This window comes from Segetibacter sp. 3557_3 (genome assembly GCF_004354985.1).
Lineage (GTDB): Bacteria > Bacteroidota > Bacteroidia > Chitinophagales > Chitinophagaceae > Segetibacter.
On record NZ_SMSK01000003.1, the window covers coordinates 384,580 to 407,566 of the forward strand.

General features: G+C 48.0%; 13 protein-coding genes. All 13 read left to right on the top strand.

The genetic code is table 11. The annotated features are described in order from the left end of the window. The first annotated feature begins 17 nt into the window (after positions 1-17). On the top strand, positions 18-3,083 hold the full coding sequence (locus EXU57_RS07785; protein WP_207955419.1) for a SusC/RagA family TonB-linked outer membrane protein: 3,066 nt from the start codon (positions 18-20) through the stop codon (positions 3,081-3,083). Positions 3,084-3,149: 66 nt separating this feature from the next. Then, a complete protein-coding gene (locus EXU57_RS07790; RefSeq protein WP_133267619.1) occupies positions 3,150-4,661 on the top strand; it encodes a RagB/SusD family nutrient uptake outer membrane protein in 1,512 nt (503 codons plus the stop codon). 235 nt (positions 4,662-4,896) lie between these two features. Continuing rightward, a complete protein-coding gene (locus EXU57_RS07795) occupies positions 4,897-6,042 on the top strand; it encodes an iron-containing alcohol dehydrogenase (protein WP_133267620.1) in 1,146 nt (381 codons plus the stop codon). Positions 6,043-6,249: 207 nt separating this feature from the next. Then, positions 6,250-7,167 (top strand): dihydrodipicolinate synthase family protein, encoded by a 918-nt coding sequence (locus tag EXU57_RS07800; protein ID WP_133267621.1) that lies wholly within the window; start codon positions 6,250-6,252, stop codon positions 7,165-7,167. Positions 7,168-7,176: 9 nt separating this feature from the next. Next, positions 7,177-8,223 carry a 4-hydroxythreonine-4-phosphate dehydrogenase PdxA gene (gene pdxA, locus EXU57_RS07805; RefSeq protein WP_133267622.1) on the top strand — a complete coding sequence of 349 codons (1,047 nt, stop codon included), beginning with the start codon at positions 7,177-7,179 and terminating at the stop codon, positions 8,221-8,223. After that, positions 8,223-9,386, top strand: a complete 1,164-nt coding sequence (locus EXU57_RS07810; RefSeq protein ID WP_133267623.1) for a four-carbon acid sugar kinase family protein — start codon at positions 8,223-8,225, stop codon at positions 9,384-9,386. Before pdxA ends, EXU57_RS07810 begins: the two co-directional genes overlap by 1 nt. 525 nt (positions 9,387-9,911) lie before the next feature. Continuing rightward, positions 9,912-11,486: a sodium:solute symporter gene (locus EXU57_RS07815; protein ID WP_133267624.1), complete on the top strand. Its 1,575-nt coding sequence runs from the start codon at positions 9,912-9,914 to the stop codon at positions 11,484-11,486. A gap of 494 nt (positions 11,487-11,980) precedes the next feature. Continuing rightward, the gene (locus tag EXU57_RS07820) at positions 11,981-12,364 is read left to right on the top strand and encodes a hypothetical protein (protein WP_133267625.1); all 384 of its coding nucleotides are present in this window, start codon (positions 11,981-11,983) and stop codon (positions 12,362-12,364) included. A 78-nt stretch (positions 12,365-12,442) separates the two neighbouring features. Further along, positions 12,443-15,502: a SusC/RagA family TonB-linked outer membrane protein gene (locus EXU57_RS07825; protein WP_165958071.1), complete on the top strand. Its 3,060-nt coding sequence runs from the start codon at positions 12,443-12,445 to the stop codon at positions 15,500-15,502. Between the two features lie 40 nt (positions 15,503-15,542). Continuing rightward, on the top strand, positions 15,543-17,291 hold the full coding sequence (locus EXU57_RS07830) for a RagB/SusD family nutrient uptake outer membrane protein (protein ID WP_133267627.1): 1,749 nt from the start codon (positions 15,543-15,545) through the stop codon (positions 17,289-17,291). A gap of 613 nt (positions 17,292-17,904) precedes the next feature. After that, positions 17,905-19,329: a DUF4974 domain-containing protein gene (locus tag EXU57_RS07835; RefSeq protein ID WP_133267628.1), complete on the top strand. Its 1,425-nt coding sequence runs from the start codon at positions 17,905-17,907 to the stop codon at positions 19,327-19,329. A 155-nt stretch (positions 19,330-19,484) separates the two neighbouring features. After that, positions 19,485-20,387, top strand: coding sequence for a sugar phosphate isomerase/epimerase family protein (locus EXU57_RS07840; protein WP_133267629.1), 903 nt, complete (start codon positions 19,485-19,487; stop codon positions 20,385-20,387). Positions 20,388-20,405: 18 nt separating this feature from the next. Continuing rightward, complete coding sequence (locus tag EXU57_RS07845) at positions 20,406-22,931, top strand: L-rhamnose mutarotase (protein WP_243745542.1); 2,526 nt, start codon at positions 20,406-20,408, stop codon at positions 22,929-22,931. Positions 22,932-22,987 lie beyond the last annotated feature (56 nt).

A 22,987-nucleotide genomic window follows, 5' to 3' on the forward strand; every position in this document is an offset into this window, starting at 1 on the left:
AACATTAATCCCGCTATATGAAACAATTTAACGTTCAACTCAAATCCCACATGGTATTCAGAAGTACCTGCCTGCTCATCGCCTGGCTGATTTGCTGTACTTCGGCAATTGCCCAATCTGCTGTGGTTACCGGAACCGTACGCGACGACAAAGGTCAGCCCGTATCAGGCGCAACCATCGTCATCAAAGGTTCAACCTCCGGCACCAGTTCAGATGCAAATGGCTTGTTTTCCATTAACGCCCCTGCAAATGCCACCCTACAGGTGAGCGTTGTTGGCTTTGCCACCCAGGAGATCCCGGTAAATGGACGCACCAACATCAACGTTCAACTTGCCACCACCTCGCAGGATGTTGGTAATGTGGTGGTCGTTGCCTACGGCAATACCACGCGAAAAACATCCACCGGCGCCGTGCAGACCATCAACAACCGGGAACTCCAGGACATTCCCGTGGCCCAAATCACCCAAAAGCTGCAGGGTCGCCTGGCAGGTGTCCAAATTTTGCAAACCACGGGACGCCTGGGTGAAGGCATGAGCGTTCGCATACGTGGTCAGGCTTCCATCTCAGCTGGAAACCAGCCCCTGTATGTGGTTGACGGTTTCCCGATATCGGGAGACCTTAGCACCCTCAACCCGGATGAAATTGAAAGCATCAGCGTATTAAAAGATGCTGCGTCCACTTCCCTCTATGGATCGCGCGCCAGCAACGGTGTCGTAATCATTACCACTAAGCGGGCGAAATCAGGACAGTCAACCATTAGTGTAAACGCATTCTACGGGGTCCAGCAAATTCCAGGCAAAGGGGTGCCCGAAGTAATGAATGCGCGCGAATTCGCCACTTTTCAGAAAGAGCGGCTGCAGGAAAACAACCTTCCAATCCCGGCCGAATACCAAAACCCGGATCAATATGGTGAGGGCACCAACTGGTATAAACTTATTACCCGTACCGCACCCATACAGAACTATAGCATTACTCTTAATGCAGGGCGCGACAAGTTTAGTACATCGGCCGTCCTCGGCTTCTTTAGCCAGGAAGGGGTGTTGATCAATTCCAGTTACAAGCGCTTTACGGCGCGGATAAATTCTGACTACCGCTTCAATGATAAACTTCGGATAGGTGTAAATCTTGCCCCCGTACTTTCCATTACCGACGGCCGGCCAACCGATGGTGGTCCATTCGCCAGCGGAAGTTTATTTACAAGTGCACTGGTATCTTCGCCACTGGCACCTGCAATCAATCCGGATGGTAGCCTTCCTGTAACTGCCATGTCCCCGGGATCATTACCAAATCCCAACTGGTATCGTGTAGCTAAGGAAGCAGATGCGAGCACAAAAAACAGCCGGCTGCTTTCCTCCGCCTTTCTCGAATATGAATTCTTAAAGGGCCTTGCCTTTAAAACGTCCATAAATGCCGAGATCGGACAACGACTGTTTAACAACTTCGTCCCGTCCACATCAGCAGCCGTTAACCAGGCGGTTCCCCGTGCATCGGGTGATCTTACGATTAACAACAACCAGTTCCAGACCTGGCTAAGTGAAAACACGCTGAACTACCGCCGGGCAATTGGTGACCACAATCTCGACGCCCTGGTGGGCTTTACTTCGCAACGGTATTACAACGACATCAGCAATGTAACAGCAACCAACTTCCCTAACGATGTTGTTCGAACCCTTACTGCCGCCACAACTTTTACGCCCACCAGCGAAGTACAGGAGTGGAGTTTATTGTCTTACCTCGCCCGTGTTAACTACAACTATAAGGGGCGGTACCTGCTCAGTGCATCCATTCGCAGGGATGGCTCTTCACGTTTTGGATCAGACAACAAATGGGGGAACTTTCCATCGGTCTCCGCCGGTTGGGTGATTTCTGACGAAGGTTTTATGGCGGGTGTTAGATCCGTTTCCTTATTAAAGTTCCGGACCAGTTATGGGGTAACCGGGAACAATAATATTGGTAACTATACCTACTTCGCTAATGTAAGTTCCAGCAATAGCGGAAGCACAAACAACTACGTTTTTAATAATACCCTGGCCCCAGGCAATATGGTGTCAACACTCGCCAACACCACATTGGGATGGGAGAAAACCAGGCAGTTCGACTTTGGCATTGACCTCGGCTTATTTAAAAACAGGATTAACTTCAGCTACGACTACTATACAAAAACCACCGATGGGCTGCTGTTTAATGTGCCGGTCCCGACTTTCACCGGCTTTTCAAGCTTCCAGGCAAATATTGGCAAGATCAAGTTCTGGGGCCATGAGTTCCAGCTTAGCACTCAAAACCTTGTGAACCAATTTACCTGGAACACCGACTTCAATATTTCGTTTAACAAAAACCTCGTGCAACAGCTTGGTACGGCTAACGCCTTCCTCGGCGGCGGTACCAACCGTAACATCACCATGGTTGGACAGCCCATTGGTATGTTGTGGGGGTACGTATTCGACGGCATCTATTTAAACAAGGCTGATTTTGATGCATCACCTAAGTTTCAGACCTCGGCTGTTGGATCAGCGAAAATGCGGGATGTGAATGGCGACAAAGTCATTACAGTGGATGACCGCGCCATAATCGGTAATCCTAATCCGGATTTCATTTTTGGGATCACCAATAGCTTTGGTTATAAACGTTTCGATCTTTCTATTGTCGCTACCGGTTCGTATGGGAACGACATTATGAACACGGCACTGGAATATACCAACAACCTTGATGGAGTTTTCAATGTAACCCGCGACGTTGCCAATCGCTGGAAATCGGAAGCAAATCCAGGCAATGGACGTTACCCCAGCACACGGGCTGGAACAACGGGCCTCTTCCGCAATTCCAATACAACATGGGTAACCGATGGCAGCTTTTTAACCATCAAGAACATATCACTCGGTTACAATGTCCCGCTTACTTCCAAAAAGTATCTTCAAAGCTTGCGGCTGTATACAAGTATCCAGCAGGCCTGGGTGATTACCAAATACCAGGGTTCCAATCCCGAAGTCAACACCGGCGGTTCCGACCCCTTACAACAAGGTCTTGACCAGGGCGCTTACCCGGTACCACGGACATTTACCCTGGGATTAAACGTGGGTTTCTAGGGGATATCTCCTGCTGAAGGAACAGGTCCTGTTCCCCTTTTTTCCAAACACATAAATCATTAAAAAATGAGACTTATTGCCATAGCTTGCTTGCTCATCATATCGATGGGTGCATGCAAGAAAAGTTTTCTCGACATTGCCCCTGAGAACTTTATCAGCTCCACGAACTTCTTTAAAACACAGGCCGACTTTACCCAGGCCGTAAATGCTACCTATGCACCACTTAGAAATATCTATAATACGGCGTATATCATGGGCGAAATGCGGTCAGATAACACCCACTATATTTACAACAATACCAACCGGGGAAATCTTGTTCGGGAAGAAATAGCTGACTTTATCGATAACCCTACCGCTGAGCCAACCGCAAACAAATGGACCTTCAACTATCGGGTTATTGCTTACGCAAACGAGGTGCTTGCACGCATTGATGCGGCGACGTTTGATGAAAACATAAAGAAAAACCTAAAGGGGCAGGAACTCTTTCTCAGGGCGTTGTGTTACTTCGACCTGGTACAGTACTTCGGCGACGTTCCGTTGATGCTTACTCCTGTTGCGGGTAGTGCTGATGAGATCATCAATGTGAGATCAACAGTTGCACGTACACCAAAGGCTGAAGTATATGCTCAGATCATCCAGGATGCCAAAGATGCCATTCCCCTGCTGCTGAACAAGGCACAACAGGAAAAAGGCAGGGCCACTTCCGGGGCCGCTAAAACGTTGCTCGCTAACGTTTACATGGTTCAGAAACAATGGGCTGCTGCTGAAACCCTGTTGAGGGAGATTGTTTCGTCAAACGAGTATTCATTGCTGCCTGACTATAATGCGGTGTTCGACCCGGCAAATAAGAACAATGCAGAGTCCATTTTCGAGGTGCAGTACCAGGCGGGCAATCTTGGATTACAAAGCAATTTTGCCTATACGTTTATGCCCAATCTCACCAACCTGTCCCCAATTACCGGATTTACTTTCAACAACCAAAGTATAGGTGGCTGGAACATACCTACCCAGAATTTAATAGCAGCCTTTGAGCCGGGAGACCGAAGAAAGGCGGCATCAATTGCAGATGGCTATACCGCAAACAACACCTTTGTACCACAGCCATTTGTAAAAAAGTATTTTCACCTGCCCCTGCCTGCGCCAAATGGCTCAGCAGCAAATACCAACGAAAACTGGCCGGTGTACCGTTATGCGGAAGTATTGCTTTTCCTCGCTGAAGCGTTAAATGAACAAGGCAAATCTGCTGAAGCCCTTCCTTTCCTGAACCTGGTGCGTACCCGTGCCTTTGGTGCGGGGTTAGGCCAGGTGGCAACAACCAACCAGGCGCAATTACGCGATATCATCCTGCAGGAGAGAAGAGTAGAACTTGCTTTTGAAAACAAGCGTTGGCTCGACCTGGTGAGGACCGAACGCGCAATCCCGGTGATGACAGCATATGGCGCAGCACTAAAGGCAAGTGGTCAATATCCAAACCTTGTAGCAAGTACCTATAACATTACACCTAACCGGCTGCTCTTTCCCATTCCTTTCCAGGAGATCCAGGTAGATCCGAAGCTGGTCCAAAACCCTGGTTACTAAATACCAGAAACATAAACGACACAAAATAGAATTCAAGCAAATAGGCTCCCTACCCAATACCTAATACCTCCCTACCCAATACCCCAATACCCCAATACCTTATTACCCAAACCTGTGTACCTCCATTATCATCATGGAAGCGGGCAAGGTTTTCAGTACGTGTACCTATGTTTGCCGCTGAGCCTGCCGGGTAACCCGGACTGTTTTGTTAACTAAATCGAAACCAATCTTCTAAATGCTTCCTTTAAGTATCCATTTTCCCGGTAAGCTCGTTTTTGACCGGGGTTGCCTGCAAAGGATCCCGGATGAAATCATCTCTTTTGGCGCTACCAGCATCCTGGTCGTCACGATCGATCCACTGCTAAATGAGCTAAAAAGCCTGTTCAACGCACTTGAAAGTTCAGGAATGACAGTAGAGGTAAATACCTCGATTGTTCAGGAACCTTCATTTGCCGAATTCAACGAATTGCTGGAAAAGTATTCCGGATTTAACCCCGATGTTGTTGTTGGTATTGGTGGCGGCAGTGTGCTTGATATTGCTAAGCTACTCGCTGCCCAAATCGGCAACCCCCAAACGCTGCGCGACATCGTTGGTATTGGTTTGCTCAAAAGCCGGGGGAAAAAGTTGATCTGTATGCCCACCACATCAGGAACGGGTAGCGAAGTTTCGCCAAATGCAATACTGGTTGATGAAACCGACAACCAGAAAAAGGGGATCATAAGTCCGTTTCTTGTTCCAGACGTGGTATATGTAGATCCTTTGCTGACGCTTACTGTTCCCCCGGGGATTACCGCTACTACCGGGTTAGATGCACTTACACACTGCCTTGAGGCATATACAAATAATTTTGCACACCCCTTTATCGACCTTTATGCATATGAGGGAATGCGGTTGATTGGGGGTAACCTGGTTAAAGCCGTAAAAGATGGCAGCGACGAAGAGGCACGTACAGGGGTGGCCATGGGAAGTTTGCTGGGGGGTTTCTGCCTTGGCCCGGTGAATACCGCCGGGGTTCATGCCCTTTCGTATCCACTGGGTAGCACTTTTCACCTCGCGCATGGCCTTTCAAATGCGCTCCTGCTACCTTATGTTATGGAGTTTAACCTGCTGGCTTCGCCAAAGAAATATGCGGAGGTTGCTATCGCCCTGGGCTGTTCACCTGATGAAACCCCCGAAAAAACAGCACGAAAAGGCATCGAAAAAATCCATGATTTCATCCGGGAGTGCGGTATGCCTGCAAGGCTAAGCGAAGTCGGGGTTCCCCGGGAAGCAATCCAGGCTATGGCTGTAGATGCCTTGAAAATACAACGTTTGCTCCGGAACAATCCTCGCGTAATTACGGAGGCAGATGCTATAATGATTTATGAGTCAGCATTTTAGTTGCTGTCTCAAGGGGTATATAGCACACGTATTTGGTGAAGGCGCAAGTGCATGAAACGGTACCAGGCGCAACAGATATTCCGACCTCACTTTGAGTAATAATTTGGGAATGATCCGTCATTCGCCGGAAATTACTTATTCGTAGTCCGGTATACGAGCGAAAATCAATTTCTCTAGATTTGCCATCCTTAAATGTGACAAGGAAGTATGAACACCAAAAAATACCAGGGTATTGTCATTCCGGCGGTTACACCCCTAACGTCGGAGTTTTCGCTTGATCACGGTGCTGTGGAATCCATGTTTGAAAATTTTTACGCACATAATGTGCTCCCTTTTATATTGGGCACTACAGGTGAAGGACCCTCATTGCCGCTTCCTGTCAAAAAGGACTATCTGCAAAAGGCGGGAAAGTTGAAGAAACCCGGGACGATCTTATATGCTGGTATATCGGCTAACGTTTTTAACGAAGCAGTAGACTTGGCAAAAGCAAGCTTTGATCTTGGGGCCGACGTGGTTGCTGCTACACTGCCATCGTACTTCGCATTGTCGGAGTACCAAATGCAGCAGTACTTTGAGCAGTTGGCCGACGCCATAGGTGGGCCGCTGATTATCTACAATATTCCGGCAACCACCCATATGTCCATTCCCCTGCAATTGATCGATGAGCTTAGTTATCATGACAACATCGTTGGCACCAAAGACTCCGAACGTAGCGACGAACGGCTACAAGCGTCGATTAACCTTTGGTCCTCCCGCCAGGACTTTAGCCATTTCGTGGGCTGGGCAGGTCGGTCGGCCGTAGCCTTGCTAAAAGGCAGTGATGGCCTGATCCCAAGTACCGGTAATGTGTTCCCCGGGCTTTATGAGGAACTTGCCAAAGTTTCACGATTGGCTGACGAGAAAAGGGCCATGGAACTACAAAGACTGTCCGATGTATTTGGTGATCTCTACCAGAAAGGCCGGTCATTGGGAGAGTCCTTATGGGCACTAAAGGTGCTCATGCACGAAAAGGGCTTATGTGAAACCCATGTGATGCCGCCACTTCAGCCGGGTACAACCGAACAGGGCAGCTTGCTGATTAATGAACTTCAACTGACACTTCAGAAAGAAGGGGTGCAGTTTTAAATACCAACTATGTCAAAACCAGTCATTGGAATAACAATGGGCGATCCGGCGTCGATTGGCCCCGAAATAGCCATTAAAGCGTTATTACGAAGTGAAATTTATGATAGTTGTCGTCCCCTGTTGGTGGGCGACGCCGGCGTTTTCAGGCATATAATCGACCGGTTGCAGTTACAGGCAACCATCAACCCGATTAAAGCAGTCGGGGATGCCGCATTTGAATACGGAATTATAGACGTATTCGATTTGGCTAACGTGGATCTAGATCAGCTCGTATTTGGAGAAATTTCAGCTATGGCTGGAAATGCCGCGTTTGAAGCGGTGAAGAAAGTTATCGAGTTGGCGCTCGATGGCGAACTTGACGCTACAGTAACCGGGCCGATAAACAAAAAGTCGATCAATGAAGCGGGTCACCACTATGCCGGCCACACCGAAATCTATGCGCATTATACCGGAACGCGTAAGTATGCCATGTTGCTGGTAGAGGAACACATAAAGGTCATTCATGTTTCTACCCATGTGTCCCTCAGGCAGGCATGCGACCTGGTGAAAAAGGATCGCATCCTGGAAGTGGTGCACCTGTTGCGCAACGGGTTGATCCAACTTGGTGAAACGAACCTGAAGATCGGTATTGCCGGGCTCAATCCACACGCGGGTGACAGCGGGCTGTTTGGTACCGAAGACGATGAAGAAATATTGCCGGCAGTAGAAGAAGCCAGGCGGCGAGGATACGATGTTGAGGGTCCCGTTCCACCAGATACCCTTTTTGCAAAAGCTTCTACCGGGGCTTATGGTGGAGTAGTGGCAATGTACCACGACCAGGGACATATACCCTTTAAGCTTTCCGGTTTTAAGTGGAACGCCGAAAAGCAACAAATGGATAGTGTAAAAGGTGTAAATATTACCATGGGGCTGCCAATCATTCGTACTTCGGTAGACCATGGTACAGCCTTTGAAATAGCGGGTAAAGGTGTTGCAAGCCCTGATGCGATGGTGCTCGCCATTGAGTCGGCTGTTCAACTAAGTAAATTTCGAACTAAAACAAAAGCGCCCGCCTGATGATTGCAGTAATTGCCGATGACTTAACCGGTGCGGCAGAGTTAGCCGGAATAGGCTTGCGTTATGGCTTGAAAGTGGAAATGAGTACATTGATCAACCCATCGCCGGAAACGGAACTCTTCGTGGTCAGTACCGACAGCCGGTCAACAGATGAGCAAAGTGCGGTTGAGATCATGCACAACTTAACCCGCCAACTGGCGGCGCTCAGGCCAACATTTATTTACAAAAAGATCGACTCGGTGTTACGCGGGCACGTGCTTGCAGAACTGGAGGCACAGTTAAATGTATTGGGTCAGGAGAAGGTAGTTGTAGTTGCCGCAAATCCCCTGTTGGGCCGGACCATAAAAAACGGCGAATACTATTTTCAAAGCCAACCTATTCACCAGAGTAGTTTCGCGCACGATCCTGAGTTCCCGATCCGGAGCTCGCGGATTACAGATATGCTGCGTGCCGACGATCACCAGGTTTATGTAAAAAGTGTAGCGGAAGATATCCCCGGCTCCGGGATCATCATTGGCGAGGTGGAAGGGGAGCATGACCTTGCGGGCTGGGCGGAATACGCGGCTGGGATGACCTTCGCTGCAGGCGCGTCCGGTTTCTTCAATGCGATATTGCATAAACGCCTTCAAACTCCAGCCGCGGTTAAACCAGCGACAGTACGGTTTGCCAATCCGCGGTTGTATGTTTCAGGAACAACATTTCAGAAAAGTCGAGATGCTTTACAAGGCTTGCGCAGTAAAGGCAAACCCGTAAGCTATATGCCGGACGACCTGCTGAATAGTACGGATTTCACCCCAGGCATGGTTGAAAGCTGGGCCAACGACATCCGTTACCTGGTCGAAACGAGTGGCTACGCAATTGTCGCCATTGAATCCTTGCCCGGCGGAATACCCCTCGCTGCAGCAAACCTCAGAACAAAAAAAGCGCAGGCCATTGCACGCGTGCTAAAACTCGTACGGGTTAAGGAGCTCATTATTGAAGGTGGAGCCACCGCTGCTGCAATTATCGACGAGATGGGGTATGCCAGCTTTTTCCCGGTTAACGAACTTGCACCCGGGGTGGTACGCATGCGGATTGGTGATACCGACATGCATATGACGGTAAAACCCGGAAGCTACCAGTGGCCGGAAGGGGTGTGGGAGATGGAAAAAGAAACGGCGTAAAATGTCAAGACTTAGAGGTCTGAAGTCAAAAGTTAGAAGTCAAAAGCCAAAACTCAAAACTCATAAGCTTAGCTAGATAGCAATCGAATTACCGCATAATGTCTCATCATTCTTTATCCTGGTGATGTCCTCGTTCATTTCGAATTCACTTCGCTATGATCAATTTCATAGTTCATCGTTATAGTTCATCATTCATATTCGCCTTGGGGGAGTAAGCGCCAGGGATTGAAGCGGCTACCCCGCTGAAGGCCCGCCGGGATGGCTTGTCGGGCGGGCATGCGGTTTAGCCTGTGGCGGAGTAATAGCGAAAAGCCCAACCCCTTGCGCAGCTTGGGGTGGCGCCCACCAAAATCCTAACGTGCAGGCGACGACAATCATGAGCTCATCCCTGAATACAGTGAACATCTAATCACTCGTTTGTACCCGGTAAACGTAGTCCGGCAGACTTAGCCCTGTTCCATAGGACAAATTGCGCTTCCATTTACAACTTAACATTCAACATACGTCCATTTTCTCTTCCGCCATATGACGCCTACACTTCATGTTCTCGACTACGCCATTATCATAGTGCTCTTGCTGGTGACCCTGGCCTTTGGTTTCAGGTTTGCCCGGCAACAGAAAACAACCGAAACATACTTCCTGGCGAAAAACCGGGTGCCATCATGGGCATTGGGTATTTCTCTCCTTGCAACCTTGATTAGCAGTGTGACTTTTCTCGGTTACCCCGGTACCGGCTATTCTTCCAACTGGATACTACTCGTGCAGGGATTGATGGTGCCGATCGTGCTTATGGGAACAATCTGGTTCATCGTGCCCTTATACCGGAAGGTTATCCGGTTAAGCACGTATGAATATTTTGAACGGCGCTTTGGCAGTTTTGCCCGATACTATAGTTCACTTGCTTTTGTATTGCGCCAGTTCTCCGGTATGGGAACGGTGTTTTTCCTACTCGCCCTCGCCCTAACGGATATGACCGGTGGAAATACTTTTGTCATCATATCGGTTGTGGGAGCGGTCATTATTATTGTAAACCTGTTGGGAGGGATTGAAGCGGTCATATGGTTGGATGTGTTCCAGGGTTTCATGCTTTTTGCCAGCGGGATCATCTGCTTCTGTGTACTCTTGTTTTCGATAGATGGCGGTCCGGCGGAAGTCTGGCGGGTTGCATCGGAAAACGGGCGTACCGGCTTCGGCCCATACGACTGGGACTTTACCCGGCTCACCTTTGTTGTAATGGCGATAAACGGAGCTTTTTATGCCATACAAAAATATGGTACCGACCAAACCGTGGTACAGCGCTATCTAACGGCGAGAAGCGATAAGGCAGCTATCCGGGCTTCAATGCTTGGTATCCTGTTGACGGTGCCGATCTGGACCATGTTTATGCTGATCGGAACAGCTTTGTTTGTCTACTATTTGAGACAGCCTATACCCGAAGGCATGCGGGCAGATGCCGTTTTCCCCTACTTTATTATGACCAAGTTGCCCACCGGTGTAATCGGCTTCATTTTGTCGGCCATGATTTCGGCTGCCATCTGTAGCCTGAGTGCCGATCTCAATTCACTTGCTGCCGTTGGGGTTGAGGATTATTACAAGAAAATGCGCCCTAACCGTTCAGACAAAGAATACCTGCGTGCCAGCCGATGGATCGTCGTATTCTCGGGCTTGCTGGCAATAGGCATCGGCGGCCTCTACCTGAACACCGGCGACGAAGGGGTATTGGGAATAGTGTTCACCCTTTACGCGATCTTTTCCGGGGGTATTGTCGGCATCTTCCTGCTTGGGCTATTTAGTGCACGGGCTAATCGCCAGGGGGTGACCATTGGGATCATCGTTTGCATCCTGTTTACCGCCTATGCATTTCTTACCTCAACCAGGATTGGACTTGACGACAACAAAACCTTACTGCTAAATATGGGCGAGTATAATTTCACGCACCATAAATTAATGCTCGGGGTTTACAGCCACCTGATCGTTATTGGTGTTGGTTATGTTGCAAGCCTGTTTTTTCCAAAACCTGTAATCGACAAAAATCTCTTGTACAGCGGCTGGCTGGAATCGCATAGGCTTGAAAAAGCAAATGCCCGTGCTGGGTTGTAGAATGATAAACTCGAAGACAAGAATGCAAAATGCAAAATGTAAAGACCAGAATGCAAAATGTAAAATGCAAAATGAAAAATTCGTTCGCGATCCAGGTAATGCTTGTGCGCTAAAATTGTGAGGGCAGCGTGCCATTTCCCCTTCAACTCGTTACCAACCAACCCTTCAACTTTCTCCGCTTACACAACACCTCAATACCCAATACCTCAATACCTCAACCCCTCAACACCCAATACCCCAATACCTCAATACCGAATACCTCAATACCCAATACCTCAACACCCAATACCCTCCTACAGTAAAATAGTCCATTATTTTAGTCATTTAATGCATTCTTTACGGATGCACGTTCTCTTAGTTTTACTGCTGGTAATGCTGTAACATTTCCTGGTACAAAACGATTGTGGTTGCAGCACCCAAGATAGTATCGCCATATGTGCCTGCATGTAATGCACGGTGCAGTTGCTATGCGAACGCTTACAAAACATCGCCATATGAAACCGAAAAGTTTACTCAACTATCCATTGGGTTTCTTCCTTGTTCCCGCTATTCCTCCGGCTGTTGACCAACAGCGAAACCTCACCATACACGATTTACAAAAATCGTCCGTAGAATCTGCACTTTCGCAGGCTCGGCCAGCTGCCACGGCACGCAATTGCTCATCGACCAAACGTGCCCGGGTGGTTGCCGGCGATACCATGGATAAGGCCAGATTATATGCTTCAGAAAAACAGCTCCGGAGCGTAAGATCAAATAGGCCCCTGTACATTTCTGCTTGCCCGGAGTTCCTCAACGCTAAACCAGTTACGCAGGCTCAGCCAGATCAGATAATACCCCAACCGCCTAAAACGGACTGGTTTTTTCAGCACAGGCTTTAATCCATGTTCAACAATTTTCGTCTTCTTTAACCCGGCCCTGAACAATCACGATATACGATGCTTAATACCTTTACACTTATGAAATCTACACTATCCAAAAAGTATCCGCTTTTTGTACTGCTCATGTTAGTTTCAGTTTTCTCGTACGGCCAATCACGAAGGGTAATCGGAAAAATTTCGGATCAAACTACTCATCAGCCACTGGCGGGTGTTACGGTATCCCTGAAAGGCGGGAGCAGTTCAGTGACCTCAACCCCGGATGGAAGTTTTTCCATACAGGTGCCATCGAATGATGCCGTGATCACCTTTTCTTATGTTGGTTATGCACCACAGGAAGTAAAGATTGGCACGCTTAACACCATCGATGTGCTTATGGTTGCAGGGGCAAACAGGCTCGAAGAAGTGGTGGTCATCGGTTATGGTGCGGTAAAACGACGCGATCTGACCGGGGCGGTATCCACGATCAAAAATGAGGAGATTGTGCTGACACCCACACACAATGCTGTCGAAGCAATGCAGGGCAGGGTTTCAGGTGTCGATATTACCAGGTCGTCGGGCAGTGCCGGTGCGGGATCAAATATCCTGGTTCGCGGAACCCGGTCTATACCCGATCCTAATAATACCGACAACAACCCGAATGCTCCGTTGGTCGTTATCGATGGTTTCCAGGGAGGTAGCCTCTCCGATATCAACCCAAACGATATTGAGTCAATCGACATTTTAAAAGATGCCTCCTCTACCGCTATCTACGGTGCTCAGGGTGCGAATGGTGTAATTATCGTAACTACAAAAAAAGGTACTACCGGCAGAATGCGGGTTTCTTATGATGGATTTTATGGAACCAATGGTTATACCTCTTTTCCAAAGCCACGAATTGGCGACGACTATATCCAGCTTAGAAGAGAAGCGTATCGCAACCCGGCATCAGGTGCGCCAATATGGAACGGTCCTGCCGACGATCCAAAGCTGTTCCCTATAGCCGAGGAGTGGAATGCAGTTCAGCGCGGACAATGGGTCGACTGGTTTGATCTCATCAACCGCAATGGTACCCAGCAAAGCCATACTGTTTCAATAAGAAGTGGTTCAGAGCGTACCAAAGCCTTTTTATCACTGGGTTATTTTAACGAAGAAGGTATGCTAAAACGAAACGATTTTCAGCGTTTTACCATGCGCTTTAACCTCGACCAGAATATATTTAAATGGGCAAAGGCAGGTATACTCAGCCAGGTAACCTATACTGATTTGAACCGCAGAAGGGATCCGCTTTCAACAGCTTTGTCCATTGCCCCATTAGGTGCCCCTTACGATTCTGCGGGTAATATCAATGTATACCCACTGGTTCCACAAGTACTAAGTCCATTAACCGATGAAAGGGGCGACCTGGTTGCACTGGATAATGAGCTTAGAACAAACGTTATGGCCAATGCTTACGTAGAACTCACCCCACTCAAAGGATTGTCTTTACGCTCCAACCTGGGAACAACACTTAACTACGGCAGGCGTGGTATTTTTAATTCTGCTACTTCTTTAACCCAGCGGGATCGCCGGATCAACTACGCCGAAGTACGTAACGAATTCAACAGGTACTTCAACTGGGATAATATTCTTACTTACACCAGGCAAGTATCTGACCACTCCTTTACGCTAACCGGTATAGTAAGTTATATTCAAAGTGAGTCTGATAATTCATTTGCAACCGGTGAAGGTCAGTTGCTTTCTTCACAGGGGTATTTCAACCTTAATGCGGCTCAGCAAAACAGGTCGCAAGGTTCAGAGTATTCGGGATGGAACAACCTGGCAGTAGCAGGTCGGCTTAATTATAGTTACAAGAGCAAATACTTACTTACCCTCACCCAACGTGCTGATGGTGCATCAAGACTCGCGCCGGGCAACAAGTGGGATTATTTTCCATCTGTTGCGGTTGGCTGGAACCTTGCAGAAGAATCATTTATTGGCAAAGCCGATTGGCTGACAAACCTGAAGCTTAGGGGTAGCTGGGGTAAAGCTGGTAACTACAACATCCGGGTCTACGGAACACAGAGTGTGATTACGCCAGGCATAAATATTGGCTTTGGTGATGTGGGTGGTAACCTGTATCAATTCCGTCCTTTAACCGGTAGTAAGGAACTGGGATGGGAAGTTTCTACAACCACAAACGTCGGGGCTGATTTTGGCATATTCAGCAATCGTGTCAGCGGGTCATTCGAATGGTATAACACCGTTACAAATGGTATTCTTTTCACCAGGCCGCTTCCACGTTCTGCAGGACTGGGACCCCAGGGTTCAATTCTCCAGAACATCGGTGAAACTCAAAATAAAGGAGTAGAGCTTTCGCTCAATACCAGGAACATCGTGAGAACTGATTTCAAGTGGAACTCAACAATTACGTTCACAAAAAATAAGGAGGAGATCACTAAACTTCCCGACACATCAAAGATCATTATCGGCCCCGTTCCTGAAACACAATCGTTGTTATTGGGTCGCCCGGTGAATTCGTTTTACTCTTATAATAAAATGGGTATCTGGCAAACCGACAAAGCCGACCTTGCTTCAAGATACAGGTGGGGTGCTAACCGGTTCACGCCCGGACAAATGATGATCGAAGATGTAAACGGCGACTCAATAATTAATGACCAGGACCGGACTTATCTTGGTTCTACTGTACCTGACTTCGTACTTGGCTTCCAGAATAACTTTACTTACAAAAATTTCGACCTTGGTATCTTCCTTTTCTGGAGGTATGGACAAATGATCAATGCTGAATTTTTAGGACGGTATAACCCTTCCGGTGAAGGAAGTGGTCCGGCAAACCTGGATTACTGGACACCGGAGAACCCGACCAATGACTTTCCAAGGCCGCGGCAGGGACAACGGTTTATCGACATTCCTGCATACCAGGCACTCTGGTTTGTAGAGGGCTCTTATTTCAAAGTAAAAAACATTACGCTTGGTTATACTTTCCCGAAAAGAATATCAGGCAAGATTGCAGCTGAAAACATCCGGCTTTATGTTACGGGCAACAACGTTTTTACCAGGGCAAAGAGCCACCTGGTTAAAGATTACGATCCTGAAAGAGGTGGCGCAGAATCCTCTCCATTGAGCCGCCAATTTGTATTTGGCTTAAACCTCGGTTTTTAGGTTTACGAAGTTTTATTTCAATTATTAATATTCAGGCTGTATGAAAAAATATATAATCCCACTAAGTTTAATTGCTTCAACCGTACTCATATCATCATGCAGAAAGCTCGATGAAATCAACCCATCCGGTGCAACTGCCGAAGCGGTCTGGAGTACCCCTGAGGGCATGATAACCCTAATTAACGGCGCTTACAATGATCAGCGAAACTTTTATGGGAAAGAAGATGCGGTACTGTTAACCGAAGGCGGTACCGACTTATGGTTTAACCAGAATAAGGCGAGTTATGCTAACCAGATAACCAGGTACGAGGGCTTAACTGCAAGTTCCAGTGGCACAAACACCAATACTTTTACTACATTTTACAAAGCACTAAATCTTGCAAATGCGGGCATAGGAAGAATTCAGGCAATCGCTTATCCTTCCGCTGAAGAAAAGAACAGGCGCTTGGGCGAATTGCGTTTCCTGCGGGGATGGTACCTATGGCACATCGTAGAGTTTTATGGTGGAGCCAGCCTGAGAACGACTGAAACACAGGGTGCAGTAATGACCGCAACGAGAAGTACACCCGAAGATTTTTACAAGGTCATAATCGAAGACCTTGAGTTTGCAAAACAAAACCTTCCCCTGCAGGACGACTGGGGACTGGAGTATAGTCGTGCGTCAAAAAAATCTGCTGCAGGTCTGTTGGCGAGGGTGCTGCTAACCAGGGCCTATTATTCTACCGGTGCAGAGGCCACTACCTACTTCACCCGCGCACGCGATGCAGCACAGGAAGTAATCAACAGGGCAGCCGAATTTAAAATAGCACTCTGGCCAAACTATGCAGACCTCTGGTTGCCCGCCAATAACAAAAAGGTCGGTGCGGCCGGTGGAGAGTCCCTATACACCATCAGTAACTCCGCCAGCAATACTGCCAGCAACTATGATAATAATGCTAACCGGATGCACATGTGGTACCTGCCACAATATGCAAGCCGCATAGGTGCATTGGTGCAGAGTCTGCAATATGGCGCGGACCAAAGGAGGCTTCAACCTACACGCGCATTGTTGGACATGTACAACGAAGACATAGACGCCAGGTATGAGGGTTCTTTCCAGGAGGTTTGGCTGACGAATTCGGCTGCCAACTATATCTGGAGCGCGGCTGATGTGGCAACACATCGCAAGAACGCAAACATCGCAGGTCGTATTCTGCGTCCCGGCTTAGACACTGCACTTTATATTACCAAGCGCGGCATTTCGGGTGAGTCTGCCTTGCCATACCTCGTTTTCGATCGCGATACCATGTACAATGCAAACGGAACGATAGCAGGTGTGAATGCATGGCCTGCGCTGATCAAGTTCGCTTATCCAAACAGAACCGCACCCAATTCCCAACCCGGTTTCAACGACATCTTCATGATCCGGTTTGCAGAAATGTATCTGATAGCTGCAGAAGCAGAATTCCGGCTTGGCAATAGCCAGGCGGCTGCTAACTTCATCAATGTTATCCGCACAAGAGCAGCCAAGAAAGCGCCGGTAAACCAGACTGCTGCAATGCAGGTAAGGGCCGCCGACATCAATATCCAGTTTATCCTCGATGAAAGGGCGAGAGAGTTTGCAGGCGAGCAAATCAGGTGGTTCGATCTCAAGCGTTCTTTAACCCCTGACCAGTGGGTACAACGCATAAAGACCCTCAATCCCGACATTACTGCGGTTCTGCCTACCCATCGGTTAAGGCCTATCCCGCAGCAGGAGCTGGACGCATTACTAAATAAGGCTGAGTTTGGTCAAAATCCGGGATACTAGTTTTTGTGTTGAGCGTTAGTTAGGGTGATGAGTTATGAGAGATGAGATATGAGACGTGATTGGGGGTTGGGTAATTGGGTATTGGGTATTGGGAAGGACATTTAGTTGATATCTACCTTTCAAATGCGCTCACTAGAATTACCGATTGTACAAGGGAGTGACACAACGATGTCGAAAGAAGATATTCCGTTCGCTACCAAAAAAACGCTAAGCCAGCGTACATTGTTTTTTTTTGGTCGCCCGCTTCTAGCCGCTTTTCAACTCCGGTTGTGTCACTCACTTGTACAGCATTAACCATGATGAGCTGAGCATGTACCAATGAAAACATGCTATTGCTTCTTAAGGAATTAAAAAGCAATGTCTTAATAGTAAGCAATTGAGACTGGCAATTAACAGAAGCAAGTACCAAATAGGTTAGGGGTTAGTACTTAAACGACAGCCAAAGACAATTACTTGCAACACTGCCAACACGATGAATACTTCATCTGCGATATAAATGGAGTTTACGTTGAACCATTGCACTGTTGAATAACACTGAGCATGTTGGAGGTCGGGAATGACAGTCTTATCGTCGACGTTTTTTACTTTTTACATTTTTAATTGGCTTCGGATCATGAATTTTAATAAACGATTTTTTGGTGTTCTGGCCTTTACCTCTCTCCTGGCTACTGGTCTGCCGGTACGCGCGCAAACCTCAGATGATGCGTTTAAGAAGCCCTTAAAAGAAGTGCTTGCCGACATTGAAAAAAGGTACGACGTAAAGATCCGGTACAGTGAAGACCTGGTGAAAGACAAGGTTGTAACGTATGCCGGATGGCGCTTTCGCAACGACGTTGAAAGTACGATGTCGAATGTGCTGGGATCGCAGGACATCACTTTCGCACCCGATGGAGAACGTAAATATAAGTTGCAGCATTTTCAATACCACCTTAAAACGCCTGAGCAGGGTAAGGAACAGCTTGATTACCTCGCAACATTGTATGCCGATAAGACTGCCTGGGAAAAACGCAAATCCGAACTAAGGCGTTGTTTGAGCAATGCCTTGCGTTTATCACCATTACCGGCTGCTCCGGCCACTAAACCGATCGTTACGCCTGTTCGCAAAATGGACGGCTATACCGTTCAGAACATTGCCATAGAAACACTGCCAGGGTTATATATCTGCGGCTCACTGTATAAGCCGGCAACCATTAAGGGTAAGGTGCCTGTTGTGCTCAATCCCGATGGGCATTTTGGTGATGGTCGCTATCGTGCGGATGCCCAATACCGTTGTGCGGGGCTTGCACGTATGGGTGCAATGGCCTTCAGTTACGACCTTTTTGCCTGGGGCGAATCGCTGCTTCAGTTTAAACCGGAGGACCATCGACGTGCGCTCGCACAAACTATACAGGCGCTGAATGGCATGCGAATTCTCGATTATATGCTCAGCCTAAAAGAAGCCGACCCGCAAAGGGTTGCCATTTCCGGGGGCTCAGGTGGCGGCAGCCAAACCATGTTGGTTACCGCAATTGACGATCGTATTACCCTTAGCGTTCCGGTTGTGATGACCTCATCGTATCATAGCGGTGGATGCCCATGTGAAAGTGGGATGGGGGTTCACCTTTGCGGAAACGGAACCAATAATGTAGAGATTGCAGCAATGGCGGCTCCAAGACCGCAACTCGTGATCTCAGATGGAAAAGACTGGACCCAGCATGTACCGCAAAATGAATTTCCTTTCTTACAGCGCACCTATGGTTTTTACGGTAGCGGTGCGGTAGTTAAGAATGTTCACCTCCCGCAGGAAGGTCACGATTATGGAGTATCAAAGAGGAAAGCCTTGTATGAGTTTATGGCGGAACATTTTAGGTTAAATCTCGCCGCAGTAGTAAAAAACGGCTTGGTCGACGAGTCGAAGATATCCATTGAGCAATTTCCTGCCATGTATGTTTTTGGCGAAAAAGGGGAGCGCCTTCCCGCAAACGCGATCAAAAGCTTTGAAGAGCTTACAAGGGTATTTGATACTGCTACAAAAAGGGTAGCTGCCATACAGCATTAAAACTCCTATCTGCCTGCAAAAACCGATGTTTCGTGTATGATCGTATACCTTACTGATCCGGATAGTAACGGGAGTGCGCACCAGATATCACTATTCATTCCCAGTTGGTCTGATCTCCGGCCGGCACACCGGGCTTATGCCATCAAATTGCAAATATGAATTCCAGACAAACAGCTGCTTTTCTAACTACCGTTTTACTGATCATCGGTTGCAGCGAACTTATTATCGCACAAACGGCTTCCGGTTCGAAGCAACGTTATAAGGTCGCAGTTGTCGACCTCATGATTTTAAAACGCCAAAAACTTGGGGCATTTCAGCTGACCAAAGAAATCGGTGCCGACGGGGTTGAGGTAGACATGGGTGGATTGGGAAACCGGCCAACTTTCGATAACCAGCTGTTAAACGATACCATCCGGCAGCAGTTCATCAGTAAGGCTAAGTCACTCGACCTTGAGATACCTTCACTGTCGATGTCAGGGTATTATGCTCAATCTTTTTGCCAGCGACCTGAATTCATACGCTCCGTGCAGGACTGCATTCAAACGATGCAACTGATGAATGTCAAAGTGGCCTTCCTGCCGCTGGGTGTACAATGCGATCTCGTAAAGAGACCTGAGCTTCGGGACTCAGTGGTGAGCCGGCTTAAGATTGCAGGTATGCTTGCCGAACGTGCAGGGGTAGTCATCGGGGTTGAAACTGCATTAGACGCCAAATCAGAACTAAAGCTGCTGCGCGAGGTTAATTCGCCCGCCATCAAAAGCTATTTCAATTTCTCGAATGCCCTTAAGAATGGTCGCGACGTCAGCAGCGAATTAAAGATATTGGGCAGGAGAAATATCGTACAGATCCATTGTACCGACGATGACGGCGTATGGTTACAGAACAACACCCGTCTCGACATGCGGAAGGTGAAGGAGACCCTGGATAAAATGAAATGGAGTGGCTGGCTGGTGATTGAGCGCTCAAGAGATCAAAATGAGCCCACCAACGTGAAGAAAAACTTTAGTGCGAATACTGCATACGTGAAATCTATATTCCAGGGGAGTGATAAACCTTAGCGCCTTTTTACCTTCATTATGATGCCAACAAAAACCCCCTTTGCGTTTTTAGTCTTTCTAATTATTGCTATCTCAACGGCTGGTGCAGCGGATATCTATGTGGCTACAAATGGTAACGACACCAACCTGGGCACAAAGGAAAGGCCGTTGCTAACTTTAAATATGGCCCTTCGGAAAGCCCGGGAGATGCGCAGGCTCAGGGATCCTGCCATTAGTGGCGGCATTCATATAATTGTTGCGGCCGGAACCTATGCTTTTGATGAATCACTATTTATTCGTCCCGAGGATTCCGGAACAGCAGAAAGTCCAACAACAATAGAAGCACAACCAGGAAACAAAACGGTTTTCAGTGGAGGTGTTCAATTGAGCGGCTGGAAAAGGACCGGTTCAGCACCCGGAGGATTACCACAGGTTGCACGTAACAAGATATGGGAAACAGATGTGCCCTATATTGGCGCAGGGGTGATGGAATTCCGGCAGCTCTGGATCAACGACCGAAAAGCCGTACGCGCCAAATTGCGGAATGGCGACAGCATGAACAGGATCTATTCCTGGGATCATAGCGCACAAACCACCAAAGTTCCACGGTTTAAAGGCGCCGATCTTTCTGCCGTGAAGGGGATAGAGATGTTTATTCACCAGTGGTGGGCAATTGCAACACTTCGGATCAAGTCAGTCGTAAATAAGGGCGACACCTCCGTCATCGCATTTCATCAACCCGAGAGCCGGGTGCAATCTGAACATCCCTGGCCGGCACCATGGATTTCTTCGGAAACGGGTAACTCTGCTTTCAACCTTACCAATGCGATACAGTTTCTGGATGAGCCAGGTGAATGGTTCCTCGACCTTCAGCGGGCAAAGGTTTATTACTGGCCACTCGAAGGCGAAAACATGGCCAACGCAAAAGTAATTGCACCTGCTTTGGAGACCCTGGTTAAGATTGAGGGCACCCCTGATAACCCGGTTTCGAATATTTTCTTCAAGGGGATATCCTTTGAACATACCGGCTGGTTACGCCCCTCCAAACAGGGACACGTTCCACACCAGGCGGGCATGTACATGATTGACGCATACAAATTAAAAGTTCCGGGTACACCAGATAAGAAGTCCCTTGAAAACCAGGCATGGGTGGGACGGCCGGCTGCTGCGGTTGAAGTTTCCTATGCTGATTACACCGGGTTTCAAGGCTGTCGTTTTGAACACCTGGCGTCCACCGGGCTGGACTATCATAAGGCTGTGCATAATGCAACAATCAACGGCAATCTTTTCAAAGACATCGGCGGAACGGCTATTCTTGCCGGTGTGTTTTCTGATCCGGCGGTTGAAGTACATCTTCCCTACGAGCCTAAAGACGAACGCGAAATATCAGGCGATTTGCGGATCACCAATAACCTCATCAATGATGTTACCAATGAAGATTGGGGTTGCGTGGGAATAGGAGCCGGCTTCGTAAGAAACACCCATATTGCCCACAACGATATCAGCGATATTGCCTATACCGGCATCATGCTTGGTTGGGGCTGGACCCGCACCTTGAATGCAATGCGCAACAACCATATCGTGGGCAATCGCATCCATCATTTTGGTAAACAGATGTATGATGTTGCAGGTATCTACAGTTTAAGTGCACAACCAAATTCACTCATCAGCGAAAATTATATCGACAGTATTTACAAGGCACCCTATGCGCATCTTCCAAATCACTGGTTTTATATCTACACCGACGAGGGTACTGCTTACGCTTCTGTTACCAACAACTGGACCCCTTCGAAAAAGTACCTGCAAAATGCGAATGGACCTGGTAATACCTGGCTGAACAATGGGCCTGCAACGCATGACTCCGTAAAGCGTACTGCAGGTTTGCAGCCTGCTTACCAAAGCCTTCTAAAAGAAAAACGACCCCTAAATACAGCCTGGAAAATCAACCATGAATTACCGGCAATGATCGAGCTGGTTGTAGCTCCGGGTACACAGCTGGATACTCAGCGGCTGAGGGCTGTACTGGTGCAAAACAACATCAACCCGGAAGCGGTATACCATTGGAACAACAGGTACGTAATATTTGAAAATGTTCAGGATGAGTCGGTGATACAGGGAAAGCTCCGTTCGGCATTCCCGCAGGCCAAAGTGAAGGTCTACTTTGATGTGGTGTACGAATTTAACCGGTCAAGGTGTTCCGATACGGCCACTGCGCGGGAGTGGGCGCATACCATTCTCACGGCTAATCTTGTCAGCGATCCAAAGCTGCAACGGGAATACCTCTACTACCACAACACCCAATTTGAAAAGTGGCCCGAGTTGTCGCAGGGCTTTTGCAATGCCAGCTTTCAGCAACTGCTGATTTATAAAAGTGGGCGCCAACTCATGTTGGTCATCAGTATACCAAAAGGCGAAAGCCTCGACAAACTCAATCCGAAAACCACTGAAAACAACCCCCGAGTAGATCAATGGAACACCCTCATGAAAAAATACCAGGAGGGCATTGAAGGAACTAAGCCGGGAGAGGTGTGGGTGGAGGTAAAAAAATTAAAAATTCAAAATTAAAAATTCAAAATGGGAGCACCCGGCCTGCCTAAAGAGGATGGCTGTTTTGATATGCA